This window comes from Pantoea sp. X-Soil-YNGN-844 (assembly GCF_059730595.1).
Genome location: NZ_AP036007.1, coordinates 3,926,199 through 3,952,448, shown reverse-complemented (window position 1 = coordinate 3,952,448; position 26,250 = coordinate 3,926,199). Strand labels below are relative to the sequence as shown.

Below are 26,250 nucleotides of genomic sequence, written 5' to 3'. Positions count from 1 at the left end.
CAAGCCTGACGAGGCGGCCAAAACCTAATTTTTAAAGCTCGAGCTGATTTGATTTTTGGAGATATAGACATGTCACGAGTCTGCCAGGTAACTGGAAAGCGTCCGGTAACGGGTAACAACCGTTCCCACGCAATGAACGCGACGAAACGCCGTTTCCTTCCGAACCTGCACTCACACCGTTTTTGGGTTGAGAGCGAGAAGCGCTTCGTTACTCTGCGTGTATCTGTTAAAGGTATGCGCATTATTGATAAAAAGGGCATTGATACGGTTTTATCCGACATGCGTGCCCGTGGTGAGAAGTACTAAGGTACTAAGGAACTGAATCATGGCTAAAGGTATTCGTGAGAAGATCAAGCTGGTTTCCTCTGCTGGTACAGGTCACTTCTATACCACCACGAAGAACAAACGTACTAAACCAGAGAAGCTGGAACTGAAAAAGTTCGATCCGGTTGTACGTCAGCATGTGATCTACAAAGAAGCTAAAATTAAGTAATTTTAGTGTTCTGCTAAAAACCCGGCTCCGGCCGGGTTTTTTGTTTATGTAAAACGCTGAGGAGAAGGTATGCCAGAGTTGCCAGAGGTTGAGACCAGCCGCCGCGGTATCGAGCCGCATTTGGTCGGTGAAACCATTCTTCACGCCGTGGTGCGTAATTCACGTCTGCGATGGCCTGTTTCGCAGGAGATCCTGGCGCTAAGCGATCAGCCGGTGCTCAGCGTGCAGCGTCGGGCGAAATATCTGCTGCTGGAACTGCCGCATGGCTGGATTATTATCCACCTGGGCATGTCGGGCAGCCTGCGCGTGCTATCCGGGGAGCTGCCAGCAGAGAAGCATGACCATGTTGATTTGGTGATGAGCAACGGCAAAGTACTGCGTTACACCGACCCGCGCCGCTTTGGTGCCTGGCTCTGGAGCAGCGATCTGACGGGCAGCAGCGTGCTGGCACATCTTGGCCCTGAGCCGCTTAGCGACCAGTTTGACGGCGCTTACCTGTTTGATAAGTCACGTGGCAAACGGACGCTCATCAAGCAGTGGCTGATGGATAACAAAGTGGTGGTGGGCGTGGGCAACATTTACGCCAGTGAGTCACTGTTTACCGCCGGGATCCTTCCCGATCGTGCCGCAGGTAGTCTGTCGCAGGCTGAAGCGGAGCTGCTGGTCAACACCATTAAAGCGGTGCTGTTACGTTCAATTGAGCAGGGCGGTACTACGCTGCGTGACTTCTTACAGACCGACGGCAAGCCTGGCTATTTTGCCCAGCAGTTGCAGGTTTATGGCCGGGCCGGTGAACCCTGCCGGGCATGCGGTACGCCGATTATCAGCGGCAGGCACGGGCAGCGCAGCACCTACTGGTGCCCCAGCTGCCAGCATTAAGCCAGTTTAGCCAGCAGTGCCTGATGCACGGGCGCGGGCAGAAAGGCGGAAACATCGCCGCTGTGACGCGCCACCTCTTTGACCAGCGAAGAGGAGATAAACGAGAAGCCTTCAGACGGCATCAGGAACACACTCTCCAGCGTTGGCAGCAGGTGACGATTCATCTGCGCCAGCTGCATTTCATATTCAAAATCTGACACCGCACGCAAGCCACGGACCAGCACATTCGCCTGCTGATCACGGGCGAAATTTGCCATCAGGTCGCTGAAGCCGATCACCTCAACGTTCGGCAGATGGGCCACCACCTGACCGGCCAGCGCCACGCGCTCATCCAGGCTGAACATCGGTTTTTTACTGGGGCTGGCAGCAATGGCCAGAATCACCTGATCAAACATCTGCGCTGCCCGCGTCACGATGTCGAGATGACCGAGCGTTACAGGATCAAACGTACCGGGATAGATGGCTTTAGTGGTCATACTCGCCCTTTTGCCGAAGCGTGATTCAGCGCCCAGAGGGCTGAATATTTATTGAAGGTATATTGCGCGTTGACCACCGCCAGAATCCAGCCCTGCTTACCGTCGAGAAAACCGGCACGCAGCAGCAACGTTTTAACAAACGCGCCCAGCGTATGGCTGAACACAGAAAAGAGGCCGCAACGCTTACCGCGCTGGTGACGTTCTGTGGCCCAGGCTTCGGCATAGGCCAGTTGTTTGCGCTGAAAGGCGATTAAATCGCGGCAGGTCAGATGCTGCAGATCGCCAGGCAACGCCACCACCGGCACACCGTCACTCTGCAGTGATTCATGTACCAGGTTGTCATTGTAGTGGAAGGTGCGTGGATAGAGACGCATCACGCGGTCGGGATACCAGCCACTGTGGCGCATAAAGCGGCCGAGAAACAGATTACTGCGACCCAGGCTGTAAACCGTGCGGCTGGGTGGGGCGACCAGCACCTGCTCAATCGCGGCGCGCAGTTCGGGTGAAACGCGCTCATCCGCATCGATCATCAGAATCATATCGCCAGTGGCATAGTGCTGCGCACGCTGGCGCTGGATGCCATAACCCTGCCAGTCATCACTGTGATAGACCTGCGCCCCGGCCTGTGTGGCGATCTCAACAGTGTCGTCACTGCTGCCAGAATCCAGCACAATAATTTCGTCGGCCCAGCTGACTGAGGCCAGACAATCCGTCAGCAGCTCCGCTTCATTTTTGGCGATCATAACCACAGAAAGACGCTGGCGTGCTGACATTAGTGGGCCCGTGGTGGCAGATGCGGTTCGAGTAACTGTAGCAGACGCTGAAGCGCACCCTGGTTCTGGTGCAGTACGTCTACCGCATGGCGTCCGTAATAACGGCGGTAATCATCATCCTGTAACAGGTTGGTGACCTCTTTTTCCAGTGAAATCACGTCGGTGACGGTGATCAGACCCTGGCCTTCCTGCAACTTACTGCAGATATCTTTGAAGTTCCAGATGTGTGGCCCCATCAGGACCGGAAGCGCATGGGCAGCGGGTTCCAGTGGGTTGTGTCCGCCCCGCTCAACCAGGCTGCCGCCAACAAACGCCAGATCGGCGATGCCGTAAAGCAGCATCAGTTCACCCATTGAGTCGCCGATGACCACCTGCGTGGAACCCGAAGGGATCTCACCACTGCTGCGCAGGATAAAGCTGAAGCCGCGTTCCTGCGTCAGTTCGCGCGCATCGTTAAAACGTTCAGGATGGCGGGGAACCAAAATCAGCAGCAGATCCGGAAACGTCTGCAGCAGGCGACGATGGGTATCCAGCACGATGGCCTCTTCGCCTTCGTGCGTGCTGGTGGCAATCCACACCGGGCGACGCGGCGCCCACTGGCGACGCAGTGTTACCGCTCTGGCGGCCAGTTCTGGCGTCACGGAAATATCAAACTTCAGGCTGCCGGTAATCGCCAGCTGAGAACGTTTCAGGCCCAGACTCAGGAAGCGGTCGCCATCTTCCGTATTTTGTGCCGCAATCAACGTGATGCTCTGCAACAGCTGGCGCATAAATTTACCCAGCTTACGATAGCCTTTGGCGGAGCGGGCCGAGAGGCGGGCATTGGCGATCACCAGCGGAATGTTACGCTGGTGCAGAATGCGGATAATGTTCGGCCACAGCTCCGTTTCCATGATGATCACCAGCCGTGGATTAACCGTATCCAGAAAACGATTAATCGAACCTGGCAGATCATAAGGCAGATAGACGTGATGCACATCTTTGCCAAAAGCAGATTGCGCCCGCTCAGAACCAGTTGGCGTCATGGTGGTGACGGTAATCGGCAGGGTCGGGTAACGATGACGCAGTGCGCGCACCAGCGGAATCGCGGCCAGCGTTTCACCCACAGAGACCGAATGCAGCACAATGCCGTCGGGCTTCACTTTGCCGACACAATAGCCATAGCGTTCTGCCCAGCGTTTGCGATAGGCAGGCGCTTTACGACCGCGCAGCCACAGGCGCAGCCAGATCAGTGGCTGAATGAAGTAGAGCAATGCGGTGTAAATGGTCGTCATAGTTACCGTTACAGCAGATTCGCGTCTAAAAACAGATTAAAATGAGATGGCGGCATGTTATCAGAAACCCCGCATGCACTCATCCCGGATTGTCAGTTGCTACTCAGTACCTGCTGATAAAGCGAAGTCAGCGCCTGCGCCAGCTGTTGTGGACCATAAGGTTCAATTTTACGTCGCGCCGCGTCACCCATTCGTGAATCGACGGAAAGCGCCGGTATGGCGTTAATTGCCCGGTTTAAGCCATTGATATCCAAGGCATCACAGACGAAGCCTTCCTGACCAGCAGTAATAAATTCTGCGCCACCGCAGCCAGTGCTGGTAATCACCGGTAAGCCGCAGGCCATCGCCTCCAGCACCACATTAGGAAAAGGATCGTAGAGGGTGGGCAGCAGCAGGCCATCCGCCGCGTGATAGAACGGCTGCACATCCTGCTGTACGCCGACAAAGCGCAGGCGGTCCAGACAGTTAAGCTGATTTGCCAGCTGCTGATAGCGTTGTAATTGTTTATCCTGGCCCACCACAATCAGATAACGATCGCTGGCAGCCAGCGCCTGTATCGCCGCTTTCAACCCTTTACGCTCAAAGCCCGAGCCGACATAAATCAGTACGGTAGCGGCATCGGGCAGTGACAGCTGCTGACGCGTGGCGCGACGGGCTGTTTCTGTAGCGGGCTGGAAACGACTGGCATCGATAGCGTTATGAATGACGTGGATTTTCCCGGCGTCGAGCGAGAAACAGCGCAGGATATCGCGCTTTACCATCTCAGAATTACAGATCACCGCTTTCAGCGTCGGAGAGTTAAACATTTCCTCTTCCGCCTGCAGAACATAGCGGTGATAAGGACTGAGCGTCGCGCTTAGCCGCTGCCACGATGAGACGATGCGGGCGCGCTGTTCCAGCCACACGCGATGCACGCCATCACCCGCACGGAAAATGTCACAGCCCGCGATGCGCTCATGGCTTTGTACAATATCGAACTTTTCGCGCTCCCAGCAGGTACGTGCTGCCCGGGCAAACCCGCGCTCACGTGAGACCCGGCCCAGCTTTGCCGGATTACAGATATGCAGATGCCAGTCAGGATTAGGCGTGCCCTGCCAGCTGCGGGTAATGATATTGAGATCGAGCTTTTCGCTGCCCAGCGCTTCCAGCGCGCGTGAGATAAAACGTTCAGCACCGCCATCCGGACGATATTTCTGCCGGACAATCGCCAGCCGTAACTTACTCATTCAGGTAGCTCCTCGCTGCCGCGACCACATCCTTTACCGGAATGGCCGAGAGATAACGCTGGTCAGTTTTGGTGTCGATGGAATCGGGTGAGGGCAGCGGGCCATAATCGCCCGCCCAGATAACATGATTGTTGTCACCCCAGGGCCGCCAGTGCTGCAACTTGGTCGGGCCAAACAGCGCAATGCAGGGCGTTTCAAGCGCAGCAGCCATATGCATCGGCGCAGAGTCGACGCCAATAAACAGACGGGCATGATCGATAAGCGCCGCCAGCTGCAGCAGCGTGAACTGACCCGCCAGCGAAACCACGTCAGGCGACGCACAGCGCGCGCGAATGCGGTTAATCATCGCCAGCTCCTGCTTGTCTGGCCCGGCGGTCAGCACCACTTTGCGGCCCGGTTGCGCCAGCTGATCAAGTGTGGCCGCAACGCTCTCCTCTTCCCAGCATTTAAAGCCCCAGCGTGAGGTCGGCTGCACCACAATATAGGGCGCGGTAATATGATGTTCCGCCAGTCGGGCCAGCACGATTTGCTTATCAGTGTCGCTGTAGTGCATTGAGACGCGTGCGCCATCGCTGCTGATGCCGAGGGGGGCCAGCGCCGACATATTCTGCTCAACGGTATGCAGTTTGCTGTGATTGTGTGTAGGGACCAGCCGGTTGTGACACCAGCGCCACAGGGCGTTATCGCGTTTTTTGAAGGCAAAACCGATACGGACGGGTGCCCCGGACAATCGCGTAATCAGGGCCGCGCGCCACTGATCGGCCAGGTTAATCACCAGATCATACTGGGCGTCACGTACGGCGCGAATTAATGCATGCTCATGGCCCAGCTTGCGCCAGGTACCCTCCTGCTTCCATTTGCGATCGATGACGTGCAAATGGCGGATGGCCGGATGCGCTTCCAGCATCGGACGCGTTTCCTGATAGAGCAATACGTCGATGCTGGCCTGCGGATAACGCTCATGAAGCGCATTGATGGCGGGCGTAGTGAGCAGCATGTCACCATGGTGGCGCAGCTTAATCAGTAATATATTTTTTGGAGAGATGTTTGCTGGAGTCAGGCTGGCCATAAACAAGAGTTCTCAGAATTCAGTGAACCGATTGTAGGGCAAACCCTTTTTAGGATAAAGCCAGCCTCAAAGGTTATTTATCACGCCAGCGAGAGAGCCGCGCCAGCCATAACAGCAACTGATACCACTGCTTAATTCCCCGGGCATTACGGAGCATGCGCAGGTGCGTCCCGGTCATGAACAGCTCGGCAATAATCGCCTGGCGTGCACGCGCATCAGGCTCACGCCTCACACTGTGACAAACGCTCAGCGCTTCATGGGTCACCTGATAGTGAAACGACGGGTAGATTTTCACGCGGTCACGATAACGGGTGTTAAGCTCTTCCAGCAGCCGCGCAATCTTCAGGTAGTGACGCTGATATTCAACGTTACGTTCGCCGGTACGTTTACGGTTGCTGATTGAGGCATCGTGCATATAGTAGCGATAGAGCACGGCGTCGGTGTACCGCACGCGTTTCGCCAGCAGCATAAACTCGGTGGTCCAGGGAATATCCTGATGATGCAGGCCGGGTTCAAACTGCAACTGATGCTGCTCAATCAATGCCCGGCGGTAGATGCCCAGCCAGACCACGTGCATATAACGACGGGTTTTCAGCGCGGTATTGAGCCAGTCGGCACCGCTCAGCACCGGCGTACTGCGCAAACGGTCCAGCGGAATCAGCGGTTTTACCCGCTGGCTGTGTTTGAAAAACCACTCGGCGTTGCACTGTGCCGCATCCAGATTGTCCGCTTCTGCCATCGTCACCAGCGTCTGATACATCTCGGGTTGCATGGTGTCATCTGCATCCGGGAAGGTGACATATTTCCCACGGGCTATCGCCAGACCCGCGTTACGGGCGCGCGACACGCCGCCGTTTTCCTGATGAATCACACGAATATGAGCGTGCTGCTGTGCATACAGGTCAGCGCGCTCACCTGAGCCGTCGGTTGAACCGTCATCGACAATGATGATCTCCAGCGAGGTCAGCGTCTGCGCCAGCAGAGACTGCATGAACTCATCAAACATGCTGCCCGCATTGAACATCGGCGTAATGATACTCAGCAAAGGAGAAGTACTCATCACACTATCTGCACCCGCGTTGAACTCACTGCGAAAGGGCGTTGCCTCGTCATAAATCATTTCCAAATCAGCACAATGGAATCAGGAAGTTCACGATTATAAGACGGTGTGGCTTTCCTGCTTTACTAAAAACCACGTCCGCCAGTAATAATGCGATATATGCGCTTTTTTTACGCAAGCCGGGCGTGCAGGTAAACAGATTATTATGCTGTCAGCGTCGTTTTTTTATGAAAGTTATGATAGACAGCAGGCGGGATAAAATGAGGGGAAAGTCAGGCGCTGGAATAACCGCGCCCGCCTATAAATGATTAACTCTGCAGCGTTATTGATGATGCTGTTTAAAAAACTTGAGCCGGACATACTTCAAAATCCAGCTCAGGCTTTCGCCATACTGTTTCTGATGCCATTTTACGCGGGCGAATCGCTTCATCTCTTTATAATGCTTTGGTGTATCAAGCGGTTGTGAAGCCCAGGGTGAGCGCTGGTAATAGCTATAGTAGCGCTGGGAAAGATCGCTGCCAGCCCATGCATGCCAGGGTTTGCATTTACCGGTGTAGTGAATCATCACCGTCTCTTCAGGCACGCCCGAGTGATCCCAGACTTTATTGGCGATGATGTCGTAAATATGGTTATAGCGGTCCGGCAGGATCAGAATCTCACTCTCCAGCACAATATTCAGCGCATCCTGATCCGGGAAACCAAACTCTGCGCCTCGCGTCACCAGCGCGTCGGTAATGCGCGCGGTGGTCTGCCTTTCGAGCCAGCGTGGAATATTGATCAGCATAAAGCCGGAGTTAAAATAGTGGTGATGCTTCAGTCCCAGCCTTGCGCACTGGTTCTGCCGCGCCCGTGGTGTGTCGTTACAGGCCGCCAGCGTGTAATCCGTGATATCCAGGGCGAACAGAGGAGAGTAATCGCCCACCACCAGGGTATCCGCATCAATATAGATCACCCGATCGCTATAGCTCGCTACGGTTTCCGGGATCAGGAAACGGTAGTGGATGCTTTTAGGATAGCGGCCCACAGCAGGCAACTGATCAACCCAGGCACTGTTAAAAATATGCAGCGTGATCGCCAGATGGTGGCCCGTGGCCAGGGAGCGCAATTTTTCTACATCTTCATCACGCAGGGAATCTGAGAAAATATGGGCGTGAAACGCGGTATCAGGATGATGATGGAGAAGTGAAAACAACGTAATGCCCAGGCCACGCGCGTAGGCGTGGTTGATGCCAAACGCAACGTGAACCGGATTATCATCCGTGTCAGCAAGCGTGTTAACCAGCAGCTGACTTTGCTGAACGGCATCAGCAAGAGGGGTAATTGCCATTACGCTTCACTATTCCAGATTATGAGTAATAAACGTTTGTATTCTAGTCAGTTTATCGTGATCCAGCCCGAATAATTTTTCAGCAGGCTCATCAAACTTAAAACGGGTGGCAAAAACGAACGTCGAGGCATCAACATTATCCGGTCCGATGAACAACACATTATTAACCGGACGCTGTTCTCTGACTTCACACGGCCCGTAAAGCATGATCACTGGAATCTGTTGGGCATCTGCAATATAGGCATTGCCAGAATCAGAGGCGATATAGAAATCCATCTGCGAAATGGCCCACGGAACCTCTTCCAGCTTTAGCTTACCAATCAGACTGACAATATTCTTTTTGGGGCCAGTCAGACTCAGTAACTCATCCAGCCACGGTTGCTCAGATGGCGGACCAAACACATAAAAGGTGCAGGGCAGGTCATCCAGCGATGTCATCAGCTGCTGCCAGATGCTGGCAGGAATCGTCTTAGCCTTATTACCGGCAGAAATGCTGATACCTATTTTAATGCCGCTGTGCGGATTCTGCAGCGCGGCGGGCGGCACGGGCGGCTGCCAGAGCGGCGAGGTCGCGTGTTTAGGGAAATCGGTGTAGCGATAGTCGCGGTTAATCAGCTTCAGGTAGCTGTCGAGTGTCAAATCTGTCTTAGCGTGGTCGACAATGCCGCTGGCGCTGCGATAGAACGTCTTATGGTAGGACTTACGCACATAGGTGCGCAGAAACTGCTTGTTCGGTGCGTTGCATAACGCGGCAAAGAACAGGTTTACGCTGTTTGGCTGCACCAGATAGACGTTGTCATAGCGGTTCATCAGGGTGAACGCGAGCTTCAGTTTGGCAAAAAAGCTGCGCTTTGCGTCTTCAATCAGAAAATAGCGGCTGACCGTGTCATCGTGACGCGCCAGCGGCTCCACTGCTTTGCTGATCAGCAACTCAGACTGACCCAGCGCGCGCAGCATGGGTGTGATATTGATGAAATCACCAATCTTCGCCGTCTGAATGATTAAGCTGCGTCCGGTTGGACGGTAAAACAGCTGCATTATGGCCCGGAAAGGCAGAAGCAGCAGGTAGATCAGCACATAGTTCATGGCGTATTTTCCGTAATAACGGCCCGCAGTTTTTCTGCCACCGTGTCAGCAGCCAGCTCCGCCAGATTATGATTTGGGGCGCTCAGTGCCTGTTGGTTCTGCCCGTACCCGCCAATCAGGCCGGGATCGGTCGGGCCATACAGTGTGAGGTTGGGGCGGTCCAGCGCCGCCGTCAGGTGGCTCAATCCGGTATCGACCGAGACCACCGCCCGCGCGCCCGCCAGTTGTTGGGCTATCGCTTCCAGCGTCAGCTTAGGCAGCACCTCGACATGATCAAATCCTTCAGCAAGGCGCAAGGCGCGTTGATGCTCATGTTCCGCACCCCAGGGCAATTTCACCCTCAGCCCGCTGGGCTGCACCAGCTCAATCAACTGACGCCAGTGTGATTCCGGCCAGTGCTTGTTGTCACGCGTCGTGGCATGCAGAAAGACCAGATAATGATGTGCGTCAGCGGACAAATGATGCAGAAAGTGTCCGGCAATCGCATAGTCACCCTGACTTTGCGGCTTTTCATAGCCCAGGCTTTTGGCGAACAGTTCGCGCGTCCGCTCAACCGCGTGTTGTCGCTTACTGACTTCATGGCGGACGTCATACCACCAGCTGGCAAACGGCTCACGCGCGCTGCGGCTGTCCTGCCCGTGCTTCACCCCTTTCGATAAGCGGGTAACCAGCGCGGCACTTTTGATTAGCCCCTGCGCATCAATGACGACATCGTACTCACGCGACTGTAACGCGCGCTTAAACAGCACACGCTCTTCACGCTGCTGACTGCCAAACCAGTGTTTGCGCCAGCGGCGGATTGCGACCGGTAACACCTTATCGACCGCAGGATGCCAGCCAGGGATCTGCGCGAAGTTCTCTTCCACCACCCAGTCGAAACGGATGCCGGGGATAGCATGCATCGCATCGGTCAGTGCCGGCAGTGAATGCAGTACATCACCCATTGAAGAGGTTTTAACAATCAGGACGTGCATGGCACCCCCTGTGGTGCGAGCAGTTCGCTCAGCGTCTGATGTACGCGCTCAGGCTGAATATCGATCAGGCTCTGGTGATAGCCCTGGTCGGCATCGCCTTTACGCACTTTGTGATAGCCGGTGATCAGGCGAATAATACGCGCCTGTTTTGCGAGCGGTGGTGTAAAGTCAGGGCTGCTCGGCCCATAGAGCGCCACCAGCGGACGGTCCAGCGCCGCAGCGATATGCATCAGGCCGGAATCGTTACTGACCACGGCGCGGCATTGCGCCAGCAGAATGACTGCCTGCTCCAGCTGGGTTTCACCGGCCAGATTACGGCAGTGGCCGCGTGCATCCTCTGGCAGAGCAGCGATAATCTCGTCGCCAGTCGGGCGATCTTTGGCGGAGCCAAACAGCACAATCTGGAAGCCGTCAGCAATCAGCTGACGGGCCAGCGTGGCGTAGTGATAGTGCGGCCAGCGCTTGGCGGGGCCAAATTCAGCGCCCGGACAAAAACCGATGATCGGACGGGTCGCCGCGAGCTGAAACTGTGCGGCGGTCTCAATCTTTTCATGCTCTTCAACCTGCAGTTTTGGCCACAACAGCGGCTGTGGCAGCTGCGCCGCCGAGGCAACAGGGGTGTCATAGCCCAGCGCAACGTAGCGCTCAACCATGAGTGGAAACGCGGTTTTATCCAGCACCCGCAAATCGTTCAGCAGGCCATAGCGCATTTCACCGCGCCAGCCGACGCGGCGTTTTATTCCGGCAAAGAAGGGGACCAGTGCCGACTTAAAGGAGTTAGGCAGCACATAAGCACGGTCGTAGTGACTGGCGCGCAGTACTTTTCCCAGCCGGCGACGCTCACCAATCTCCAGTGCGCCATGCCCGAGCGGCATCGCCAGCGCCTGATTTACCTCCGGCATGCGTGACAGTAATGGACGGCACCACGCGGGTGCCATCACATCAATCACTGCATCCGGATGTTCGGCCTTGAGTGTGCGATAGAGACTTTGCGACATCATCATATCGCCGACCCACGACGGGCCGATTACCAGAATTTTCATCGCCGGAGCAGCTTCCTTTATGCGTTGCGGTTCAGCCAGACCATATATTCAGCGACGCCCTGCGCCACCGTTTTAAATGGCTTGTCGTAACCGGCAGCACGCAATTTAGTGAGATCGGCCTGCGTATAGGCCTGGTAGCGTCCTTTGAGTTTTTCCGGGAACGGGATGTATTCGATCTGACCTTTCTGATGGAATTTCAGAACCGCATCAGCCACTTCCTGGAAGGATTCGGCGCGGCCTGTACCACAGTTATAAATCCCGGAGACGCCATTTTCCCAGCACCACAGGTTCACTTCTGCCACGTCATCAACGTGGATGAAATCACGCTTAAAGCCATCGCTGCCTTCAAACAGTTTTGGATTTTCATCGTTGCTGATCTGTGTGTTCAGATGGAAAGCAACGCTGGCCATGCTGCCTTTGTGGCCTTCGCGCGGTCCGTAGACGTTGAAATAGCGGAAGCCGCACACCGGCGAGTTCGCTTCCGGCAGCATCTGGCGGACGTAGTGGTCGAACAACATCTTGGAGTAGCCATAGACATTCAGCGGCTGCTCATACTGACGCTCTTCGATGAAACTCTCGTTGCGACCGCCGTAGGTGGCTGCGGAAGAGGCGTAAAGGAACGGGATCTCGCGCTCAAGACAGAAGTGCAGCAGCTCTTTGGAGTACTGATAGTTGTTCTCCATCATGTACTTGCCATCCCACTCAGTGGTGGAGGAGCAGGCGCCCTGATGGAAGACCGCTTCGATCGGGCCTAAATCATCGCCTGCGATCACGCTCATCAGGAACTCTTCTTTGTCCATGTAATCGACGATATCCAGGTCGACTAAATTGGCAAACTTGGTGCCATCCTTCAGATTATCCACCACCAGAATGTCGGTGTGACCGCGATCGTTCAGCGCTTTGACGATGTTGCTGCCAATCATTCCTGCGCCGCCAGTTACGATAATCATGTTGTTACCTTCAACGTTGTGGGGTGAAACAGGAGGTTTCACACACGAATACCTCACATCATAACATTTCATCAGAGTGCAGACAGCCAGATGACTCTGTAACGCGTTGTGCGTACATCGTCGCGGCGTGAACTATGCTGCAAAAATGACATTCTGTTGGGCGATTTATCGTGAAGAAGCGGCCTGTCCAGTAAGATATGCCAGATTTTTGCCATCTGAGGAGAGCAATGATGCCTACGCAATTTTATCAACAACTTCGTCAGCAACTTGATGATGCACGTCAGGAAGGACTGTTTAAACAGGAGCGGATCATCACCTCTGCTCAGCAGACGGAGATCGCGGTTGGCAGCGATCCGGCAGTGATTAACTTCTGCGCTAATAACTACTTAGGCTTAGCGAACCATCCGGCGCTGATTCAGGCGGCGAAAGAGGGGATGGATTCGCATGGTTTCGGCATGGCGTCAGTACGCTTTATCTGCGGCACGCAGGACAGCCATAAGCAGCTGGAAAAGCGGCTGGCAGAGTTTGTCGGCATGGAGGATGCCATTCTCTACTCCTCCTGTTTCGATGCAAACGGCGGCCTGTTTGAAACCCTGCTCGATGCGCAGGATGCCGTTATCTCGGATGCGCTGAATCATGCCTCAATTATCGACGGCGTCCGGCTGTGCAAAGCGCAGCGTTATCGCTATGGCAATAACGATATGGCGCAGCTGCGTGCCTGTTTGCAGGAAGCACGCGATAAAGGTGCCCGACATATTCTGATTGCCACCGATGGCGTCTTCTCAATGGATGGGGTGATTGCAAATCTGCCCGCCATTTGCGATCTGGCTGATGAATTCTCCGCGCTGGTGATGGTGGATGATTCCCATGCGGTGGGCTTTGTCGGTAACACCGGACGCGGCACCCATGAATATTGCGACGTCATGGGCCGGGTCGACATCATTACCGGTACGCTCGGGAAAGCGCTGGGCGGCGCGTCAGGTGGCTACACGGCTGCAAAAGCCGAAGTCGTGGAGTGGTTACGCCAGCGTTCCCGTCCCTATCTATTCTCTAACTCGCTGGTACCAGCCATCGTGTCTGCCTCGCTGCGGGTGCTGGATCTGCTCAGTGAAGGCGACGGACTGCGTCAGCGTTTGTGGGACAACGCCCGTTATTTCCGTGAGCAGATGACGGCGGCGGGCTTTACGCTGGCCGGTGCCGATCACGCCATTATTCCGGTGATGCTGGGTGAAGCCAGCGTCGCCCAGGAGTTTGCCCGCCTGCTGCAACAGGAAGGCATCTACGTGACCGGCTTCTTCTATCCGGTGGTGCCAAAAGGTCAGGCACGCATCCGCACCCAGATCTCTGCGGCGCACACCCAGCAGCAGCTGGAACGTGCGGTGGCGGCCTTTACCCGCATCGGCAAACAACTGGGCGTTATCGCCTGAGGAGTCCGTCATGAAAGCACTCGCCAAACTGAAGAAGGAAGCGGGCATCTGGATGGTGACTGATGCCCCGGTTCCGGAGCCGGGTCACAACGATCTGCTGATTAAGATTCGTAAAACCGCCATCTGCGGCACCGATGTCCATATCTACAACTGGGATGACTGGTCGCGCAAAACCATTCCGGTGCCGATGATTGTCGGGCATGAGTATGTGGGTGAGGTGGTCGCGATTGGACAGGAAGTGAAAGGCTTTACGATTGGAGACCGGGTTTCGGGCGAAGGGCACATTACCTGTGGACACTGTCGCAACTGCCGCGCCGGACGCACTCATTTATGCCGTAACACGATGGGTGTGGGCGTTAACCGTCAGGGCTGCTTTGCGGAGTATCTGGTCATCCCCGCCTTTAATGCATTTAAAATTCCCGACAACATTTCCGATGAGCTGGCGGCAATCTTTGATCCGTTCGGCAATGCGGTGCACACCGCGCTCTCGTTCGACCTGGTCGGTGAGGATGTGCTGATCTCGGGTGCAGGTCCAATCGGCATCATGGCCGCTGCAGTCTGTCGCCACGTCGGCGCACGCAACGTGGTGATCACGGACATCAATGAGTATCGCCTGGCACTGGCGCGGAAAATGGGCGTCACACGTGCGGTCAATGTGGCGAATGAAGATCTGCGCGACGTGATGCAGTCGCTGGGGATGACGGAAGGGTTTGATGTCGGACTGGAGATGTCGGGCGCGCCTCCTGCCTTCCGTTCACTGCTGGAGGTGATGAATCACGGTGGGCGGATCGCACTGCTGGGCATCCCGCCGGGTGAAATGGCGATCGACTGGAATCAGGTGATCTTTAAGGGGCTTTTTATCAAAGGCATCTATGGCCGTGAGATGTTTGAAACCTGGTACAAAATGGCGGCGCTGATTCAGTCCGGTCTCGATTTAGCGCCGGTCATTACGCATCGCTACGGTATCGACGATTTCCAGCAGGGCTTCGATGAGATGCGTTCAGGACGCTCGGGGAAAGTGATACTAAGCTGGGATTAAAACAACGGCCGCTGGCACGGCGGCCGCAGGATTAGCTTTTCTTCTTCTCTTCGTCGGTCAGGTAGCGCACTTTGCGCGTGTAGTCCTGGCCTTTGAAGTTCAGCGGCTGCTGCGGGTCAGCAAGGTATTTTTGCCATTCCGACAGCGGAAAGCCGCCATGCGCGCCAACCACTTCCGGCGGGATGACTGCTGACTGACCACCGATTTTCTTGGAGACCGGCCAGTTAGCCCATTCGCCCAGATTGACGGTTTTAATATCCAGCATATCCAGCAACACCGCGAGCGGCAGCTGATCGGTCGGCGGCTGGCTGTCGTTCATTAAATTCCAGGTGTCATTAAACAGCGTCAGCCACAGTGGCGAAATGCGCTGCCAGACTTCACGGGTGGCAGCCAGGTAAGCGCCATTCACGTGGTCCACCAGATAAGGCCGGATACTGTGCGGATAGTAGGCGGGAATCGCCTCTTGCGGCGCACCGTCCAGCTTGGCAATCATTTTCCCCTGACGGAAGCTGGAATAGAGATGGCCCGGCTTCATCATGATCTGCGGCATCTTAAGCAGATTGAGGTCGGAATCGATCATCAGAATACCGTCGCCTTCTGCCTGCAAGGGCGCCTGCAATTTGATCAAACGACTGCGATAGATCTGCTTATAGCGATAACTCTCTTCCCGGTGCGACACATCCAGCGTCGCCACGCGGGTTTTAGCGGGCAGGTTGCCAAAGGCGTGCGCTGGCTGATCGCTGACAATCACGACCTCTTTTGCCTCCGTCGCGAAACGTGCCGCAAAATCGGCACTTAGCAAAGCTTCTTCAATATAGTCCGCGCCGGTGCAGGGGATTACGACAGAGGTGACCGGCACAGTGCCCTGAACCTCTTTTTGCGAATAAGACAGGTTATGGCGCGCTCTGATATGGCGGTAACGGGGATTTAAAAAATTAAGCATGAGGTTTCTTTTTGGCGACGCTTTGCAGAATATTCTCGACGCCGCTGATATAAGTTTCAATGGCGTACTGTTCACGTACGCGTTTCGCTGCCGCATTGATCAGGCGTTGACGCAAATCCGCATCCTGCCATAGCGCGGTCAGGTGCTGGGTCAGTTGTACCACGTTGCCATAATCAAACAGCAGCCCGGTTTCGTCATGACTGATCAATTCGGCAGTGCCGACCACACGGGAGCCCACAACGGCGGTATTTACCAGCATCGCCTCCAGCACAACCCGGGGTAAGCCTTCACTGCGTGAGGCAAGAATAAACGCATCAAAGGCGGTGAGGTAATCGAGAGCATTGTTCTGAAAGCCCGTAAAAACCACGTGATGCTGGATGTTCTCTGCAGTCGCAAGTTGCAGCAGATGCTGAAGTTCCGGACCTGCGCCGACAATCACCATCCGCCAGTCTGCATCGGGATTGGCGCGTTTAAAACGGCCCAGCGCCTGCAGGATATGGTGATTAGATTTGCGCAATATCAGAGAGCCGATCGTGCCAAACACAAAGGTCGAAGGGGAGAGTTTAAAGCGCTGGCGTACTTCAAGGCGGTCGGGCAGAGTCTGGTGAACGTCGATGGCATTACTGACGGTAAAACAGCGTTCCGCATCGATACCATGGCGACGCAGGGTGTTATTGACGCCCTGAGATACGGCAATCACAGCCTGGCAATCCTGATTCACCATGCTGACCAGCCGCGGTTCCAGAACCGGATCGATACGGCAGTGTTGAACCACCGCAACGTCAAGGCTGCGCGCGGCCAGATAACCTTCCACATTAGTACTGGGCTGGTTATTCATATAGAGCGTGTCGAAGTTACCCAACTGCAGCAGGGAATTAATTTTGCTGGCATTAGGCATAATTCGCCAGCGCGTATCAATCTCGTCGATAACACGCTTCTTAAGCTTTTTGTTGAAAAACAGCAGCGCGCGCGCGGCTTCTTTAACAAATTTTGCCCAGCGTGGCTGTTTGATTTGCGGAATAAAAAAGACAGGAATGGCCAGCGCATTCAGCGTGGCCTCAATCGTTTCGTCGTTACCACGGCTGTAGTTGTGGTAGAAGCAGCAGGTGATATCAAATTTTTGACGATCGATACGTTTCAGCAGCTCCAGCATACTGTTGGTGCCGCCGCCCCACTCTCTGCCGTTATCCAGCAGCAGGATTTTTTGTTTATTTATCGTCATCCCTATCACTGTTTCCGCACAGCCCGTTATTGTCCGACCCTGGATTATAGTAATTTCTGCGTATAAATGAACGCTAAGCCTGAGACTTAGCATTCATAGCAAATCAGAAGAGATTTTTTAGCGTGGTAAACAGTGGGCTGTGATTCACACTTTCAGCGATTACCGCTAAGGCTCGGGTCGCCGGAACCGGTGCCAGTGGCTGTTTCGCTTTACACAGGCCGGCAGGCTGGAAGCGTGGTGGCACCGGTTTTGCCGGAGCGACAGGCGTCGGTGAGCCGCTTCGCAGTGATTCGTTCAGCAGCTGACTGGGGCGAACCAGCGTAATGTCGGCTGGCAGCGTGGGTAACATCTGCTGCAGCACCCGTACGGTAGTCGGGTGGGGGTGACCAATGGCAATCGCATAACCGTCGCGCTGTGCCAGCTTCACCGCCCGGCTGAACTGCTGGCGGATGGCGTTAATATCCTGGCTGTCATCAAGGAATACCCGGCGTTTTAACACCTTGACCTGGGTACCCTGTGCGGCAGGTATCGCCTGACTGTTAGCGATGGTCATGCTATCCAGGAAGTAGAGATTGTAGTGGTTCAGCGCCTGCATCACTTTCTGCATACCGGGCAGGCTTGAGGTCATCCTGCTGCCCATATGGTTGTTCAGACCGACGGCATAAGGCACGTTGTTAACCGCATTACGCATGATGCGGGTAACCTCTTCGCTGCTCATCTCCGGCGTTAAGGTATCTTTTTCCAGCGGCTGTTTGCTGAGCGGTGCCATCGGCAGATGGATCAGGACTTCATGACCACTCTGATGTGCTTTAGTCGCCATCTCATGTGCATGGGGTGCGTTGGGCAAGACCGCTACTGAAATGGCCTGCGGCATCTGCAGGACTTTGTTCTCTTCGGCAGGGCGATAGCCGACATCATCGATGACAATGGCCAGTTTGCCCGCCTGTGCAGCATAGCTGAACAGTAAGGCGCTCAACAGAACGGAGATTTTTCGACGTTGCAGCAAAACTTATTTTCCTAACCACGGGAGTGGATTGACGGCCTGTCCCTGACGTCGGATTTCAAAATAGAGCGACGGGGTACCGCGGCCACCACTGGTGCCCACCAGTGCGATAGGCTGTCCTGCCTTCACCTGCGTACCCACGCTCACCAGCGCACTTTGGTTGTAGCCATACAGGCTCATATCACCTTTGCCGTGCTCCAGCACCACCACCAGACCGTAGCCCTGCAACCAGTCGGCCATCAGCACACGACCATCGGCAATCGCTTTCACCTCGGTGCCTTCCCGCGCATCAATCACCAGTCCTTTCCAGCGCAGTTCACCCTGCAACTGTTCACCAAAGCGATGTTCAATGCGTCCGCGCACCGGCCACAACGCCTGTCCGCCCGCGCGCCCCAGTCCACCCGTGCGGGCTACCAGTTCACGTTCGCTCTGAGTCGGCTGATAGCTGGAGCCTTTGGCTTTCGCCTGCGCCTGACGCTGACGCACTTTTTCCGCCTCGCGCGCTTCACGGGCTGCGCGCTCGCGCGCCTCACGTTCCGCCCGGGCGATCTTATCCTGCAGACGGCTTTCGTTCTGACGCATCTCGACCAGATCGGCCTGATCTTTTTCCAGCGCGCTTTCCAGTGACGTCAGGGTCTTTTTACGCGCGTCGCTCGCCTGTTGCAGCTTCTGCTGCTGCCCTTGCTGCTGCGCTAATAACTCTTTCTGCTGCTGCTGCTTCTGCTCCAGCGAGGCGCGTTGCTGGTCTAAATCCTGTCGCGTCTTTTGCAGCGATTCGATACTTTTCTGGCGGGCAGCGTTCAGATAGCCGAAATAGGCCAGAATACGCTCACTGCGCTGGCTCTCTTCACCGCCCATCAGAAGCTGCACGCCGCTGTGCTGACCCTGACGAAATGCCGCATCAAGTTGCTCAGAAAGCAGGCTTTCCTGCTGAGTCTGCTGTTTTTCAAGGCGGGCGATGGAGGCAGCGAGCTGCCTGATTTCGTCATTCAGAGCGGTGAGGCTATTGCGGGTGTCACGCAACTGACGGCTCGCCAGCGCGATGACTTTCTCCTGGCTTTGCAGCTGATCCAGCAGTTTGCTGCGCTGCAGTTTCTGCGCTTTAACGCTTTTCTCTTTTGCAGCAATGTTTTGCTGAATGGATTGCAGCTGAGATTTACTGTCCTCTGCGCTGTGAACAGCGGCAGGCAACAACAGTGCTCCCGCACAAAGCAGACTAAGGGAGAGGCTGGACAGGTGTGTGAACAACGGCAGGTTATCGCCGTTGGGACGGGTCCTTGTGTGCGAAACGGTTGTTTTTCCCTTCATAGGCCAATGATTATTCCACGATGAACCGCCGCTTACCAGTGCTGCCAGCGGGCATTTGCTTTTCCAGTTATGTCCACTTTCACCATGACATGGATTAACCCTTACGCCATTTTTGCCTTTCAGCCACTTTTTTTGGAAAATGGAGCACAAATCGATACTCTGGCCGCATAGCATCTGTACATGCGAAGTGGCGCAGGTATACTCAGAACCCTTGTTTTAGCTTATTAGCCCGGTCTGGAGTCGTTACCCCTCATGCAAGAAATTATGCAGTTTGCAAGCAATCACCCCATCCTGAGTCTGGCATGGGTCGTTTTACTCGTTATGGTGATTGTGACTACCGTTAAAGGAATGTTCTCTAAGGTAAAAACGATCAGCCGCGGTGAAGCCACCCGCCTGATTAATAAAGAGGACGCGGTAGTAGTAGACGTGCGTTCGCGCGACGATTTCCGCAGGGGGCATATTTCAGGTGCGCTGAATGTGGCAGCCGCTGAGATTAAAAAAGGCAACCTCGACGAACTGGCAAAGCATAAAGCGCAGCCCATAATTGTGGTGTGTGCAACCGGACAAAGCGCAGGTAATTCTGCTGCACATCTCAGCGCGGCAGGCTTTGAGCAGGTTTCAGTGCTGAAAGAGGGTATCAGTGGCTGGAGCGGCGAAAATCTGCCGTTAGTTCGCGGTAAATAATCCTACAGAGGTGCTGATCATGGCAAATGTTGAAATGTATACCAAGGCCACCTGTCCTTACTGCCATCGTGCGAAGGCGCTGTTAACGCAAAAAGGCGTCTCGTTTCAGGAAATCCCCATTGATGGCGATATGGCTAAGCGCGAAGAGATGATCAAGCGTAGCGGTCGTACCACCGTGCCTCAGATTTTTATTGATGCGCAGCACATTGGCGGCTGCGATGACTTATTCGCACTCGATAATCGCGAAGGTTTAGATCCCTTACTGCAGGCGTAATTTTACGCCGGACAACCTCATATATAGGATTTGGTCACATGTCAGAACACAACACCAACGAAATGCAGTTCCAGATTCAGCGCGTATTCACTAAAGATATCTCCTTTGAAGCGCCAAATGCCCCGCAGGTTTTCCAGAAAGAGTGGGAACCGGACGTTAAGCTGGACCTGGATACTGCATCTTCTCAGCTGGCTGACGACGTTTACGAAGTGGTACTTCGTGTGACTGTAACCGCAACGGTGGGCGAAGAGACCGCTTTCCTGTGTGAAGTTCAGCAGGCCGGTATTTTCACCATCAGCGGTATCGAAGGAACGCAGATGGCACATTGCCTGGGTGCATACTGCCCGAACATTCTGTTCCCATACGCACGCGAATGCATTACCAGCCTGGTATCCCGTGGTACCTTCCCGCAGCTGAACCTGGCACCGGTTAACTTTGATGCGCTGTTCATGAACTACCTGCAGCAGCAACAAGGTGAAGAAGGTGCTGAACCACATCAGGATGCCTGATGACAACTCACGCTTCGATTAGCGTCATCGGTGCCGGTTCCTACGGCACCGCTTTGGCGATTACGCTGGCCCGTAACGGCCACACGGTGCTGTTGTGGGGACATAACCCGGCGCATCTGGCGCAACTTCAGACTGACCGCTGCAACACTGCTTTCCTGCCCGATGTCCCGTTCCCCGATAACCTCTCCCTTGAGCCTGATCTGACCAAAACCATTGCCGCCAGCCGCGATTTATTAATCGTGGTGCCGAGCCATGTGTTTGGCGATGTGCTGCAGCAGATTAAACCTCATCTGCGGCCAGACTCGCGTATTGTCTGGGCGACCAAAGGGCTGGAAAAAGAGACGGGCCGTCTGTTGCAGGACGTGGCACGTGAAATCGTAGGCGATGCCATTCCGCTGGCCGTGATCTCCGGGCCGACCTTTGCGAAAGAGCTGGCGGCAGGATTACCGACGGCCATCGCGCTGGCCGCCACGGATGCGCAGTTTGCTGACGACCTGCAGCAGAAGCTGCACTGCGGTAAAAGCTTCCGCGTTTATAACAACCCTGATTTCATCGGCGTACAGCTGGGCGGCGCGGTAAAAAACGTTATCGCTATCGGTGCCGGTATGTCTGACGGGATTGGTTTTGGCGCGAACGCGCGAACAGCACTGATCACCCGTGGTCTGGCTGAAATGAGCCGGCTGGGCGCAGCGCTGGGTGCCGATCCCACCACCTTTATGGGGATGGCGGGTCTGGGCGATCTGGTGCTGACCTGTACCGATAATCAATCGCGAAATCGTCGTTTTGGCATGATGCTGGGCCAGGGCGAAGATGTAGATAGCGCGCAACGCATTATCGGACAAGTTGTAGAAGGGTACAGAAACACTAAAGAAGTCAAAGCATTGGCTGCACGTTTTGGTGTGGAAATGCCGATCACCGAGCAGATTTATCAGGTGTTGTATTGCGAAAAACCGGCGAGAGATGCAGCATTGAGCCTGCTGGGACGAACAAGGAAGGACGAAAACAGCATCAGCTAACGCAGGACGCGTAGCATCATCACCTGCAGCGCCATTCAGGCGCTTTTTTATCGGGAGAAAGCAGCAATGTCGTCTGATGAGTTAGAACTGGTCTGGAATAATATTAAAGCAGAAGCGCGCGCTTTGGCTGATTGTGAGCCGATGCTGGCCAGCTTCTTCCACGCGACATTGCTCAAGCATGAAAATCTCGGTAGTGCACTGAGCTATATGCTGGCCAACAAGCTGGCAAACCCGATTATGCCCGCCATCGCCATTCGTGAAATCGTTGAAGAAGCCTACCGTGAAGATCCGTCAATGATACTGTCGGCGGCTTACGATATTCAGGCGGTACGTCAGCGCGACCCGGCGGTCGATAAATACTCCACGCCGCTGCTCTATCTCAAAGGGTTCCATGCGCTTCAGGCCTACCGCATTGGTCACTGGCTGTGGAATGAAGGCCGACGCGCGCTGGCGGTTTATCTGCAGAATGAAATCTCAGTCTCCTTTGCCGTCGATATTCATCCCGCTGCGAATATAGGCCACGGCATCATGCTCGACCATGCTACAGGCATTGTGATTGGTGAAACCGCGGTGGTTGAGAATGATGTCTCGATCCTGCAATCGGTGACGCTGGGCGGTACCGGCAAAACCAGCGGCGACCGCCATCCGAAAATCCGCGAAGGGGTGATGATTGGTGCCGGTGCGAAAGTGCTGGGCAACATTGAAGTCGGCAGGGGAGCAAAAATCGGCGCGGGTTCTGTGGTGTTACAGCCTGTGCCGCCACACACTACGGCAGCAGGCGTACCCGCGCGTATCGTCGGCAAGCCAGGCAGTGAAAAGCCGTCAATGGATATGGATCAGCACTTCAATGGCAGCCTGGCCGGTTTTCAGTTTGGCGACGGCATCTAGTCTTTAATCAGTGCGCCCGCGTAATCCAGCTGGCGCCACGCTTCATAGACTACCACCGACACGGCATTCGATAAATTCATGCTGCGGCTCTCCGCTCTCATCGGGATGCGGATTTTCTGCTGCGCCGGTAATGCCGCCAGAATTTCCGCTGGCAGTCCACGGCTCTCAGGTCCAAACAGCAGATAATCGCCAGCCTGATACGCGACGGCACTGTGTGCGGGCGTCCCTTTGGTCGTTAGCGCAAACAGACGTTCAGGCGACTCCGCGGCGATAAACGCCTGATAGTCAGCATGGAATTTTATGGCCGTGAATTCGTGGTAATCCAGTCCGGCGCGACGTAAACGCTTGTCATCCCACGCGAAGCCGAGCGGCTGAATCAAATGAAGCTGGAAGCCCGTATTGGCGCACAGGCGAATAATATTGCCGGTATTCGGCGGAATTTCTGGTTCAAACAAGACAATGTTAAGCATAAGGCCCCCGATGACAGGGGCCGAAGCATAGCAAATTATTGACGACCGGAGGAGTAGAGTGGCAACCAGAGGGTCAGACGCAGGCCGCCCAGTGGGCTGTCATCGGCTTTAACCCAGCCGCGATGCTGCTGCACGGCTGTTTCGACAATCGCCAGACCAAGGCCGGTACCGCCTGACTCACGATCGCGTGCTTCATCAGTACGATAGAAGGGACGGAAAATCTGTTCGCGATCTTCCGGGCTCACGCCTGGACCGTCATCATCAACGTGTACCGTGATACCAGAAATATCGACGGAGAAGCTGACGCTGATATGTGTGTGTGAATAGCGCAGCGCATTGCGGACGATATTTTCCAGCGCACTCTCCAGCGCATGAGGGTTGCCATAGAGCGGCCATGGGCCAGGCGGGTAGGGGATATCCATCTTCTTGCCCATCTGCTCAGCTTCAAAACGGGCATCTTCCAGCACCCCATTCCACAACTGATTCGCCTTCATTGCTTCGCTGACCAGCGCATTTTTATGCTGGGTGCGTGACAGCACCAGCAGGTCGTTGATCATGCCATCAAGACGCTGTGCTTCCATCTCAATCCGCTCCAGCTCTTTACCTTCGCCCTGACGCCGACGCAGCAGCGCGGTAGCCAGTTGCAGACGGGTAAGCGGGGTACGAAGCTCATGGCTGATATCCGATAGCAGACGCTGCTGACCGGTCATCATCCGCTCCAGCGCACTGACCATCTGGTTAAAGCTGGAACCCGCCGCCAGAAACTCTTGTGGGCCCGATTCCAGTTCCGGATGCTGACGCAGGTTTCCGCTTGCGACTTCATCGGCGGCATATTTCAGCTTACGCGCCGGACGCGCCAGGCTCCAGGCGAGCCACAGCAGCAGCGGTGAGCTGATGAGCATGGTGACAATAAGCAGCAGTAACGGACGGTCAAACAGCAGATTGACGAAATCGAGCTGGGAACTGTTGGCGGGACGGATCATGTAAAGCTGGTAGTTATCTTCGCCATCCCGGACGGCAAAAGGCCCTACCAGCTCAACACGACCATATTTCTTCTTCTGCGGATGATCGGCGTTATCAGACTGGCCGATAAAATTGCGGATAACCTGCATTTCGTTATGTTGCGCGCCAATCACCCGACCTTCACTGGTCACTAACAGCAGCCGCTGACCCGGCGGTGCCCACTTCTCCACGGCGCGAAACAGACGACGCCACCACATCAGATCGTTAGGGGGATCCTGTGACAGTTCTGCTTCGACGTGTTGTTCAATCATGATGCCCTGCCGCTGTTCACTCTCCAGCAGCGAGGTCATCTGTCGTGAATCGAGCTTGGGCACCATTAGCACCAGCATCAACACCAGCGCCAGCGTTAACCAGAAGATGGCGAAGATACGGGTGGTCAGACTTCCAATCATGATGCCGAAACCATCAGGTAGCCGCGGCCACGTAAGGTTTTAAACCAGGGATGACCGTCACGGCGTTCAGGCAGCTTGCGACGCAGATTCGAGATGTGCATGTCGATGGCGCGGTCAAAAGGTGTCAGGCGCTTGCCCAGCACTTCCTGACTCAGATGTTCACGCGATACAACCTGGCCCAGGTGCTGCGCCAGCAGATAGAGCAGGGTGAACTCCGTGCCGGTGAGATCCAGCGTGACATCATCAAAACTCGCTTCCTGACGGCCAGGATTGAGCCGCAGGCAGTCCACTTCCAGTGTGGGCGAGCTATTGTCGTGTTGCTGCTGCTGTTCACTCCAGTTGGAGCGGCGCAGAATAGCGCGGATACGCGCCACCAGTTCGCGATCGTTAAATGGCTTGGGCAGATAGTCATCTGCACCCAGTTCCAGGCCCAGTACGCGATCCAGCTCGCTGCCGCGCGCCGTTAGCATGATGACGGGGGTTTGATGTTGCTGTCGCAGTTCTTTCAGGGTGTCGATACCGTTTTTCTTCGGCATCATGACATCCAGTAAAAGCAAATCAATAGAGTTATCGAGCAGGTTCAGCGCTTGTTCACCATCGCTGGCTACCACCACTTCAAACCCTTCCATTTCTAACAGTTCTTTTAAAAGCGAAGTTAATTCGCGGTCGTCATCTACCAACAGGATTTTATTCATTTTTGTAGCCCTCCGCAGGCAAAATACCGTGTTCCTGGCGCACCTATCTATCGCTTTACGTAGTTTTACACCCCCTGACGGATGTTTGCAGCTGTCGCCGTACACTGGCTCTCGTTGAATCGCAAAACGGAACGAACTGGAGTACACGATGCGCAAATTAACCGCCGTCGTCCTTGCCTCAGCGATGGCTCTGAGTGTCGCCAGCGCAGGTGCTAAAGATGCGACGACGATTGACGAGATGCATCATGGCGGATTGCCGACAGGCAGTATGACGCAAAATCCGCAAAGCCACATGTTCGATGGTATCGAGCTGACTGAAGAGCAGCGTCAGCAGATGCGGGACCTGATGCAACAGGCCCGACATGAGCGCCCGGTCGTTCATATTGACGATATCGCAGCACTACACGACTTAGTGACTGCAGACCAGTTTAACGAAGCGGCCATCCGCGCAAAGGCGGAAGTCATCGCCAGAGTTCAGGTTGAACAGCAGGTTGAGATGGCGCGCGTACAGAATCAAATGTTTCAACTGCTAACGCCGGACCAGCAGGCCACGTTGCAGAAGAATTACCAGCGGCGACTTAACGAGCTGCGACAGTTTTCGAATCTGCAGTCAGCGTCATCGCTGCAGGCAGTGAGTAGTACCAGCAGTAACCAGTAACATAGTATCCCTGTTTTCCTTGCCATAGACACATCCCTGTCTTCCCCCGCCATGATGGTGGGGGTTTTT

29 protein-coding genes are annotated in these 26,250 nt (G+C 55.0%); 11 read left to right on the top strand and 18 right to left on the bottom strand.

The genetic code is table 11. The features are described from left to right. Positions 1-69: 69 nt before the first annotated feature. From rpmB to mutM, 3 genes are all read left to right on the top strand, one after another. Positions 70-306 carry a 50S ribosomal protein L28 gene (gene rpmB, locus AC6I8C_RS18425; protein ID WP_013359508.1) on the top strand — a complete coding sequence of 79 codons (237 nt, stop codon included), beginning with the start codon at positions 70-72 and terminating at the stop codon, positions 304-306. Positions 307-325: 19 nt separating this feature from the next. Continuing rightward, complete coding sequence (rpmG, locus tag AC6I8C_RS18420; RefSeq protein ID WP_001051798.1) at positions 326-493, top strand: 50S ribosomal protein L33; 168 nt, start codon at positions 326-328, stop codon at positions 491-493. 69 nt (positions 494-562) lie between these two features. Further along, a complete protein-coding gene (mutM, locus tag AC6I8C_RS18415; RefSeq protein ID WP_497823253.1) occupies positions 563-1,372 on the top strand; it encodes a bifunctional DNA-formamidopyrimidine glycosylase/DNA-(apurinic or apyrimidinic site) lyase in 810 nt (269 codons plus the stop codon). On the opposite strand, the gene coaD is transcribed toward mutM, so the two are convergent. The 11 genes from coaD to rfaD form a co-directional block, all read right to left on the bottom strand. Continuing rightward, a complete protein-coding gene (gene coaD / locus AC6I8C_RS18410; RefSeq protein WP_033784308.1) occupies positions 1,369-1,848 on the bottom strand; it encodes a pantetheine-phosphate adenylyltransferase in 480 nt (159 codons plus the stop codon). The two genes, mutM and coaD, sit on opposite strands and share 4 nt — an antisense overlap. Beyond that, complete coding sequence (locus AC6I8C_RS18405) at positions 1,845-2,621, bottom strand: glycosyltransferase family 2 protein (protein ID WP_497823252.1); 777 nt, start codon at positions 2,619-2,621, stop codon at positions 1,845-1,847. The genes coaD and AC6I8C_RS18405 overlap by 4 nt, the downstream gene beginning before the upstream one ends. Next, complete coding sequence (gene waaA, locus AC6I8C_RS18400; protein WP_013359504.1) at positions 2,621-3,895, bottom strand: lipid IV(A) 3-deoxy-D-manno-octulosonic acid transferase; 1,275 nt, start codon at positions 3,893-3,895, stop codon at positions 2,621-2,623. The genes AC6I8C_RS18405 and waaA overlap by 1 nt, the downstream gene beginning before the upstream one ends. A 92-nt stretch (positions 3,896-3,987) precedes the next feature. Then, positions 3,988-5,121: a glycosyltransferase family 4 protein gene (locus tag AC6I8C_RS18395; protein ID WP_497823251.1), complete on the bottom strand. Its 1,134-nt coding sequence runs from the start codon at positions 5,119-5,121 to the stop codon at positions 3,988-3,990. Then, positions 5,114-6,190: a putative lipopolysaccharide heptosyltransferase III gene (gene rfaQ, locus AC6I8C_RS18390; protein ID WP_497823250.1), complete on the bottom strand. Its 1,077-nt coding sequence runs from the start codon at positions 6,188-6,190 to the stop codon at positions 5,114-5,116. The genes AC6I8C_RS18395 and rfaQ overlap by 8 nt, the downstream gene beginning before the upstream one ends. A gap of 73 nt (positions 6,191-6,263) precedes the next feature. Then, entirely contained in the window at positions 6,264-7,250 is a 987-nt protein-coding gene (locus AC6I8C_RS18385) for a glycosyltransferase (RefSeq protein ID WP_497823249.1), read from the bottom strand. A gap of 322 nt (positions 7,251-7,572) precedes the next feature. Further along, positions 7,573-8,577, bottom strand: coding sequence for a glycosyltransferase family 8 protein (locus AC6I8C_RS18380; protein ID WP_497823248.1), 1,005 nt, complete (start codon positions 8,575-8,577; stop codon positions 7,573-7,575). A gap of 9 nt (positions 8,578-8,586) precedes the next feature. Continuing rightward, positions 8,587-9,663: a glycosyltransferase family 9 protein gene (locus tag AC6I8C_RS18375; protein WP_497823247.1), complete on the bottom strand. Its 1,077-nt coding sequence runs from the start codon at positions 9,661-9,663 to the stop codon at positions 8,587-8,589. Continuing rightward, entirely contained in the window at positions 9,660-10,637 is a 978-nt protein-coding gene (gene rfaC, locus AC6I8C_RS18370; protein ID WP_497823246.1) for a lipopolysaccharide heptosyltransferase RfaC, read from the bottom strand. Before rfaC ends, AC6I8C_RS18375 begins: the two co-directional genes overlap by 4 nt. Next, the gene (gene rfaF / locus AC6I8C_RS18365; RefSeq protein WP_497823245.1) at positions 10,625-11,680 is read right to left on the bottom strand and encodes an ADP-heptose--LPS heptosyltransferase RfaF; all 1,056 of its coding nucleotides are present in this window, start codon (positions 11,678-11,680) and stop codon (positions 10,625-10,627) included. Before rfaF ends, rfaC begins: the two co-directional genes overlap by 13 nt. Before the next feature lie 17 nt (positions 11,681-11,697). After that, positions 11,698-12,630 (bottom strand): ADP-glyceromanno-heptose 6-epimerase, encoded by a 933-nt coding sequence (gene rfaD, locus AC6I8C_RS18360; protein WP_161732967.1) that lies wholly within the window; start codon positions 12,628-12,630, stop codon positions 11,698-11,700. A 230-nt stretch (positions 12,631-12,860) separates the two neighbouring features. On the opposite strand from rfaD, the gene AC6I8C_RS18355 reads away from it, so the two are divergent. Further along, on the top strand, positions 12,861-14,057 hold the full coding sequence (locus AC6I8C_RS18355; RefSeq protein ID WP_497823365.1) for a glycine C-acetyltransferase: 1,197 nt from the start codon (positions 12,861-12,863) through the stop codon (positions 14,055-14,057). A gap of 10 nt (positions 14,058-14,067) precedes the next feature. Further along, positions 14,068-15,096 carry an L-threonine 3-dehydrogenase gene (tdh, locus tag AC6I8C_RS18350; RefSeq protein ID WP_497823244.1) on the top strand — a complete coding sequence of 343 codons (1,029 nt, stop codon included), beginning with the start codon at positions 14,068-14,070 and terminating at the stop codon, positions 15,094-15,096. A 31-nt stretch (positions 15,097-15,127) separates the two neighbouring features. On the opposite strand, the gene AC6I8C_RS18345 is transcribed toward tdh, so the two are convergent. The 4 genes from AC6I8C_RS18345 to envC form a co-directional block, all read right to left on the bottom strand. Then, positions 15,128-16,039, bottom strand: coding sequence for a hypothetical protein (locus AC6I8C_RS18345; protein WP_497823243.1), 912 nt, complete (start codon positions 16,037-16,039; stop codon positions 15,128-15,130). Further along, a complete protein-coding gene (locus AC6I8C_RS18340; protein WP_497823242.1) occupies positions 16,032-17,261 on the bottom strand; it encodes a glycosyltransferase in 1,230 nt (409 codons plus the stop codon). Before AC6I8C_RS18340 ends, AC6I8C_RS18345 begins: the two co-directional genes overlap by 8 nt. A gap of 103 nt (positions 17,262-17,364) precedes the next feature. Next, complete coding sequence (locus tag AC6I8C_RS18335) at positions 17,365-18,267, bottom strand: divergent polysaccharide deacetylase family protein (RefSeq protein ID WP_497823241.1); 903 nt, start codon at positions 18,265-18,267, stop codon at positions 17,365-17,367. 3 nt (positions 18,268-18,270) lie between these two features. Then, on the bottom strand, positions 18,271-19,572 hold the full coding sequence (envC, locus tag AC6I8C_RS18330; protein WP_497823240.1) for a murein hydrolase activator EnvC: 1,302 nt from the start codon (positions 19,570-19,572) through the stop codon (positions 18,271-18,273). Between the two features lie 252 nt (positions 19,573-19,824). Between envC and AC6I8C_RS18325 the strand changes: the two genes are divergently transcribed. The 5 genes from AC6I8C_RS18325 to cysE all read left to right on the top strand — a co-directional run bounded on the left by AC6I8C_RS18325 (position 19,825) and on the right by cysE (position 22,943). Continuing rightward, on the top strand, positions 19,825-20,256 hold the full coding sequence (locus AC6I8C_RS18325; RefSeq protein WP_497823239.1) for a rhodanese-like domain-containing protein: 432 nt from the start codon (positions 19,825-19,827) through the stop codon (positions 20,254-20,256). 19 nt (positions 20,257-20,275) lie between these two features. Beyond that, complete coding sequence (gene grxC / locus AC6I8C_RS18320) at positions 20,276-20,530, top strand: glutaredoxin 3 (protein ID WP_008926942.1); 255 nt, start codon at positions 20,276-20,278, stop codon at positions 20,528-20,530. 38 nt (positions 20,531-20,568) lie between these two features. After that, entirely contained in the window at positions 20,569-21,039 is a 471-nt protein-coding gene (gene secB, locus AC6I8C_RS18315) for a protein-export chaperone SecB (RefSeq protein ID WP_161732980.1), read from the top strand. After that, positions 21,039-22,055: an NAD(P)H-dependent glycerol-3-phosphate dehydrogenase gene (gene gpsA / locus AC6I8C_RS18310; protein WP_497823238.1), complete on the top strand. Its 1,017-nt coding sequence runs from the start codon at positions 21,039-21,041 to the stop codon at positions 22,053-22,055. The genes secB and gpsA overlap by 1 nt, the downstream gene beginning before the upstream one ends. A gap of 66 nt (positions 22,056-22,121) precedes the next feature. Next, a complete protein-coding gene (cysE, locus tag AC6I8C_RS18305) occupies positions 22,122-22,943 on the top strand; it encodes a serine O-acetyltransferase (RefSeq protein ID WP_013359486.1) in 822 nt (273 codons plus the stop codon). Here cysE and trmL read toward each other — a convergent pair. Genes trmL through cpxR form a run of 3 tightly spaced genes read right to left on the bottom strand, consistent with a single transcriptional unit; the run spans position 22,940 to position 25,523 of the window. Continuing rightward, entirely contained in the window at positions 22,940-23,413 is a 474-nt protein-coding gene (trmL, locus tag AC6I8C_RS18300) for a tRNA (uridine(34)/cytosine(34)/5-carboxymethylaminomethyluridine(34)-2'-O)-methyltransferase TrmL (protein WP_013359485.1), read from the bottom strand. The two genes, cysE and trmL, sit on opposite strands and share 4 nt — an antisense overlap. Before the next feature lie 35 nt (positions 23,414-23,448). Beyond that, positions 23,449-24,828 carry an envelope stress sensor histidine kinase CpxA gene (gene cpxA / locus AC6I8C_RS18295; RefSeq protein ID WP_013359484.1) on the bottom strand — a complete coding sequence of 460 codons (1,380 nt, stop codon included), beginning with the start codon at positions 24,826-24,828 and terminating at the stop codon, positions 23,449-23,451. Further along, positions 24,825-25,523: an envelope stress response regulator transcription factor CpxR gene (cpxR, locus tag AC6I8C_RS18290; protein ID WP_009088062.1), complete on the bottom strand. Its 699-nt coding sequence runs from the start codon at positions 25,521-25,523 to the stop codon at positions 24,825-24,827. The genes cpxA and cpxR overlap by 4 nt, the downstream gene beginning before the upstream one ends. A 148-nt stretch (positions 25,524-25,671) precedes the next feature. On the opposite strand from cpxR, the gene cpxP reads away from it, so the two are divergent. Further along, a complete protein-coding gene (gene cpxP, locus AC6I8C_RS18285; protein WP_150013988.1) occupies positions 25,672-26,181 on the top strand; it encodes a cell-envelope stress modulator CpxP in 510 nt (169 codons plus the stop codon). The last annotated feature ends 69 nt before the right edge of the window (positions 26,182-26,250 follow it).

What these genes read in the sequence shown, in the direction of transcription:
- cpxP (WP_150013988.1), top strand. Translation starts at nt 25,672, where the DNA reads ATGCGCAAATTAACCGCCGTCGTCCTTGCCTCAGCGATGGCTCTGAGT.
- AC6I8C_RS18340 (WP_497823242.1), bottom strand. Translation starts at nt 17,261, where the DNA reads ATGACGATAAATAAACAAAAAATCCTGCTGCTGGATAACGGCAGAGAG.
- AC6I8C_RS18345 (WP_497823243.1), bottom strand. Translation starts at nt 16,039, where the DNA reads ATGCTTAATTTTTTAAATCCCCGTTACCGCCATATCAGAGCGCGCCAT.
- gpsA (WP_497823238.1), top strand. Translation starts at nt 21,039, where the DNA reads ATGACAACTCACGCTTCGATTAGCGTCATCGGTGCCGGTTCCTACGGC.
- cysE (WP_013359486.1), top strand. Translation starts at nt 22,122, where the DNA reads ATGTCGTCTGATGAGTTAGAACTGGTCTGGAATAATATTAAAGCAGAA.
- AC6I8C_RS18380 (WP_497823248.1), bottom strand. Translation starts at nt 8,577, where the DNA reads ATGGCAATTACCCCTCTTGCTGATGCCGTTCAGCAAAGTCAGCTGCTG.
- AC6I8C_RS18385 (WP_497823249.1), bottom strand. Translation starts at nt 7,250, where the DNA reads ATGAGTACTTCTCCTTTGCTGAGTATCATTACGCCGATGTTCAATGCG.
- AC6I8C_RS18355 (WP_497823365.1), top strand. Translation starts at nt 12,861, where the DNA reads ATGCCTACGCAATTTTATCAACAACTTCGTCAGCAACTTGATGATGCA.
- cpxR (WP_009088062.1), bottom strand. Translation starts at nt 25,523, where the DNA reads ATGAATAAAATCCTGTTGGTAGATGACGACCGCGAATTAACTTCGCTT.
- tdh (WP_497823244.1), top strand. Translation starts at nt 14,068, where the DNA reads ATGAAAGCACTCGCCAAACTGAAGAAGGAAGCGGGCATCTGGATGGTG.
- AC6I8C_RS18375 (WP_497823247.1), bottom strand. Translation starts at nt 9,663, where the DNA reads ATGAACTATGTGCTGATCTACCTGCTGCTTCTGCCTTTCCGGGCCATA.
- rfaC (WP_497823246.1), bottom strand. Translation starts at nt 10,637, where the DNA reads ATGCACGTCCTGATTGTTAAAACCTCTTCAATGGGTGATGTACTGCAT.
- AC6I8C_RS18325 (WP_497823239.1), top strand. Translation starts at nt 19,825, where the DNA reads ATGCAAGAAATTATGCAGTTTGCAAGCAATCACCCCATCCTGAGTCTG.
- envC (WP_497823240.1), bottom strand. Translation starts at nt 19,572, where the DNA reads ATGAAGGGAAAAACAACCGTTTCGCACACAAGGACCCGTCCCAACGGC.
- rpmB (WP_013359508.1), top strand. Translation starts at nt 70, where the DNA reads ATGTCACGAGTCTGCCAGGTAACTGGAAAGCGTCCGGTAACGGGTAAC.
- coaD (WP_033784308.1), bottom strand. Translation starts at nt 1,848, where the DNA reads ATGACCACTAAAGCCATCTATCCCGGTACGTTTGATCCTGTAACGCTC.
- grxC (WP_008926942.1), top strand. Translation starts at nt 20,276, where the DNA reads ATGGCAAATGTTGAAATGTATACCAAGGCCACCTGTCCTTACTGCCAT.
- secB (WP_161732980.1), top strand. Translation starts at nt 20,569, where the DNA reads ATGTCAGAACACAACACCAACGAAATGCAGTTCCAGATTCAGCGCGTA.
- trmL (WP_013359485.1), bottom strand. Translation starts at nt 23,413, where the DNA reads ATGCTTAACATTGTCTTGTTTGAACCAGAAATTCCGCCGAATACCGGC.
- rpmG (WP_001051798.1), top strand. Translation starts at nt 326, where the DNA reads ATGGCTAAAGGTATTCGTGAGAAGATCAAGCTGGTTTCCTCTGCTGGT.
- mutM (WP_497823253.1), top strand. Translation starts at nt 563, where the DNA reads ATGCCAGAGTTGCCAGAGGTTGAGACCAGCCGCCGCGGTATCGAGCCG.
- rfaQ (WP_497823250.1), bottom strand. Translation starts at nt 6,190, where the DNA reads ATGGCCAGCCTGACTCCAGCAAACATCTCTCCAAAAAATATATTACTG.
- cpxA (WP_013359484.1), bottom strand. Translation starts at nt 24,828, where the DNA reads ATGATTGGAAGTCTGACCACCCGTATCTTCGCCATCTTCTGGTTAACG.
- rfaD (WP_161732967.1), bottom strand. Translation starts at nt 12,630, where the DNA reads ATGATTATCGTAACTGGCGGCGCAGGAATGATTGGCAGCAACATCGTC.
- AC6I8C_RS18395 (WP_497823251.1), bottom strand. Translation starts at nt 5,121, where the DNA reads ATGAGTAAGTTACGGCTGGCGATTGTCCGGCAGAAATATCGTCCGGAT.
- waaA (WP_013359504.1), bottom strand. Translation starts at nt 3,895, where the DNA reads ATGACGACCATTTACACCGCATTGCTCTACTTCATTCAGCCACTGATC.
- AC6I8C_RS18405 (WP_497823252.1), bottom strand. Translation starts at nt 2,621, where the DNA reads ATGTCAGCACGCCAGCGTCTTTCTGTGGTTATGATCGCCAAAAATGAA.
- rfaF (WP_497823245.1), bottom strand. Translation starts at nt 11,680, where the DNA reads ATGAAAATTCTGGTAATCGGCCCGTCGTGGGTCGGCGATATGATGATG.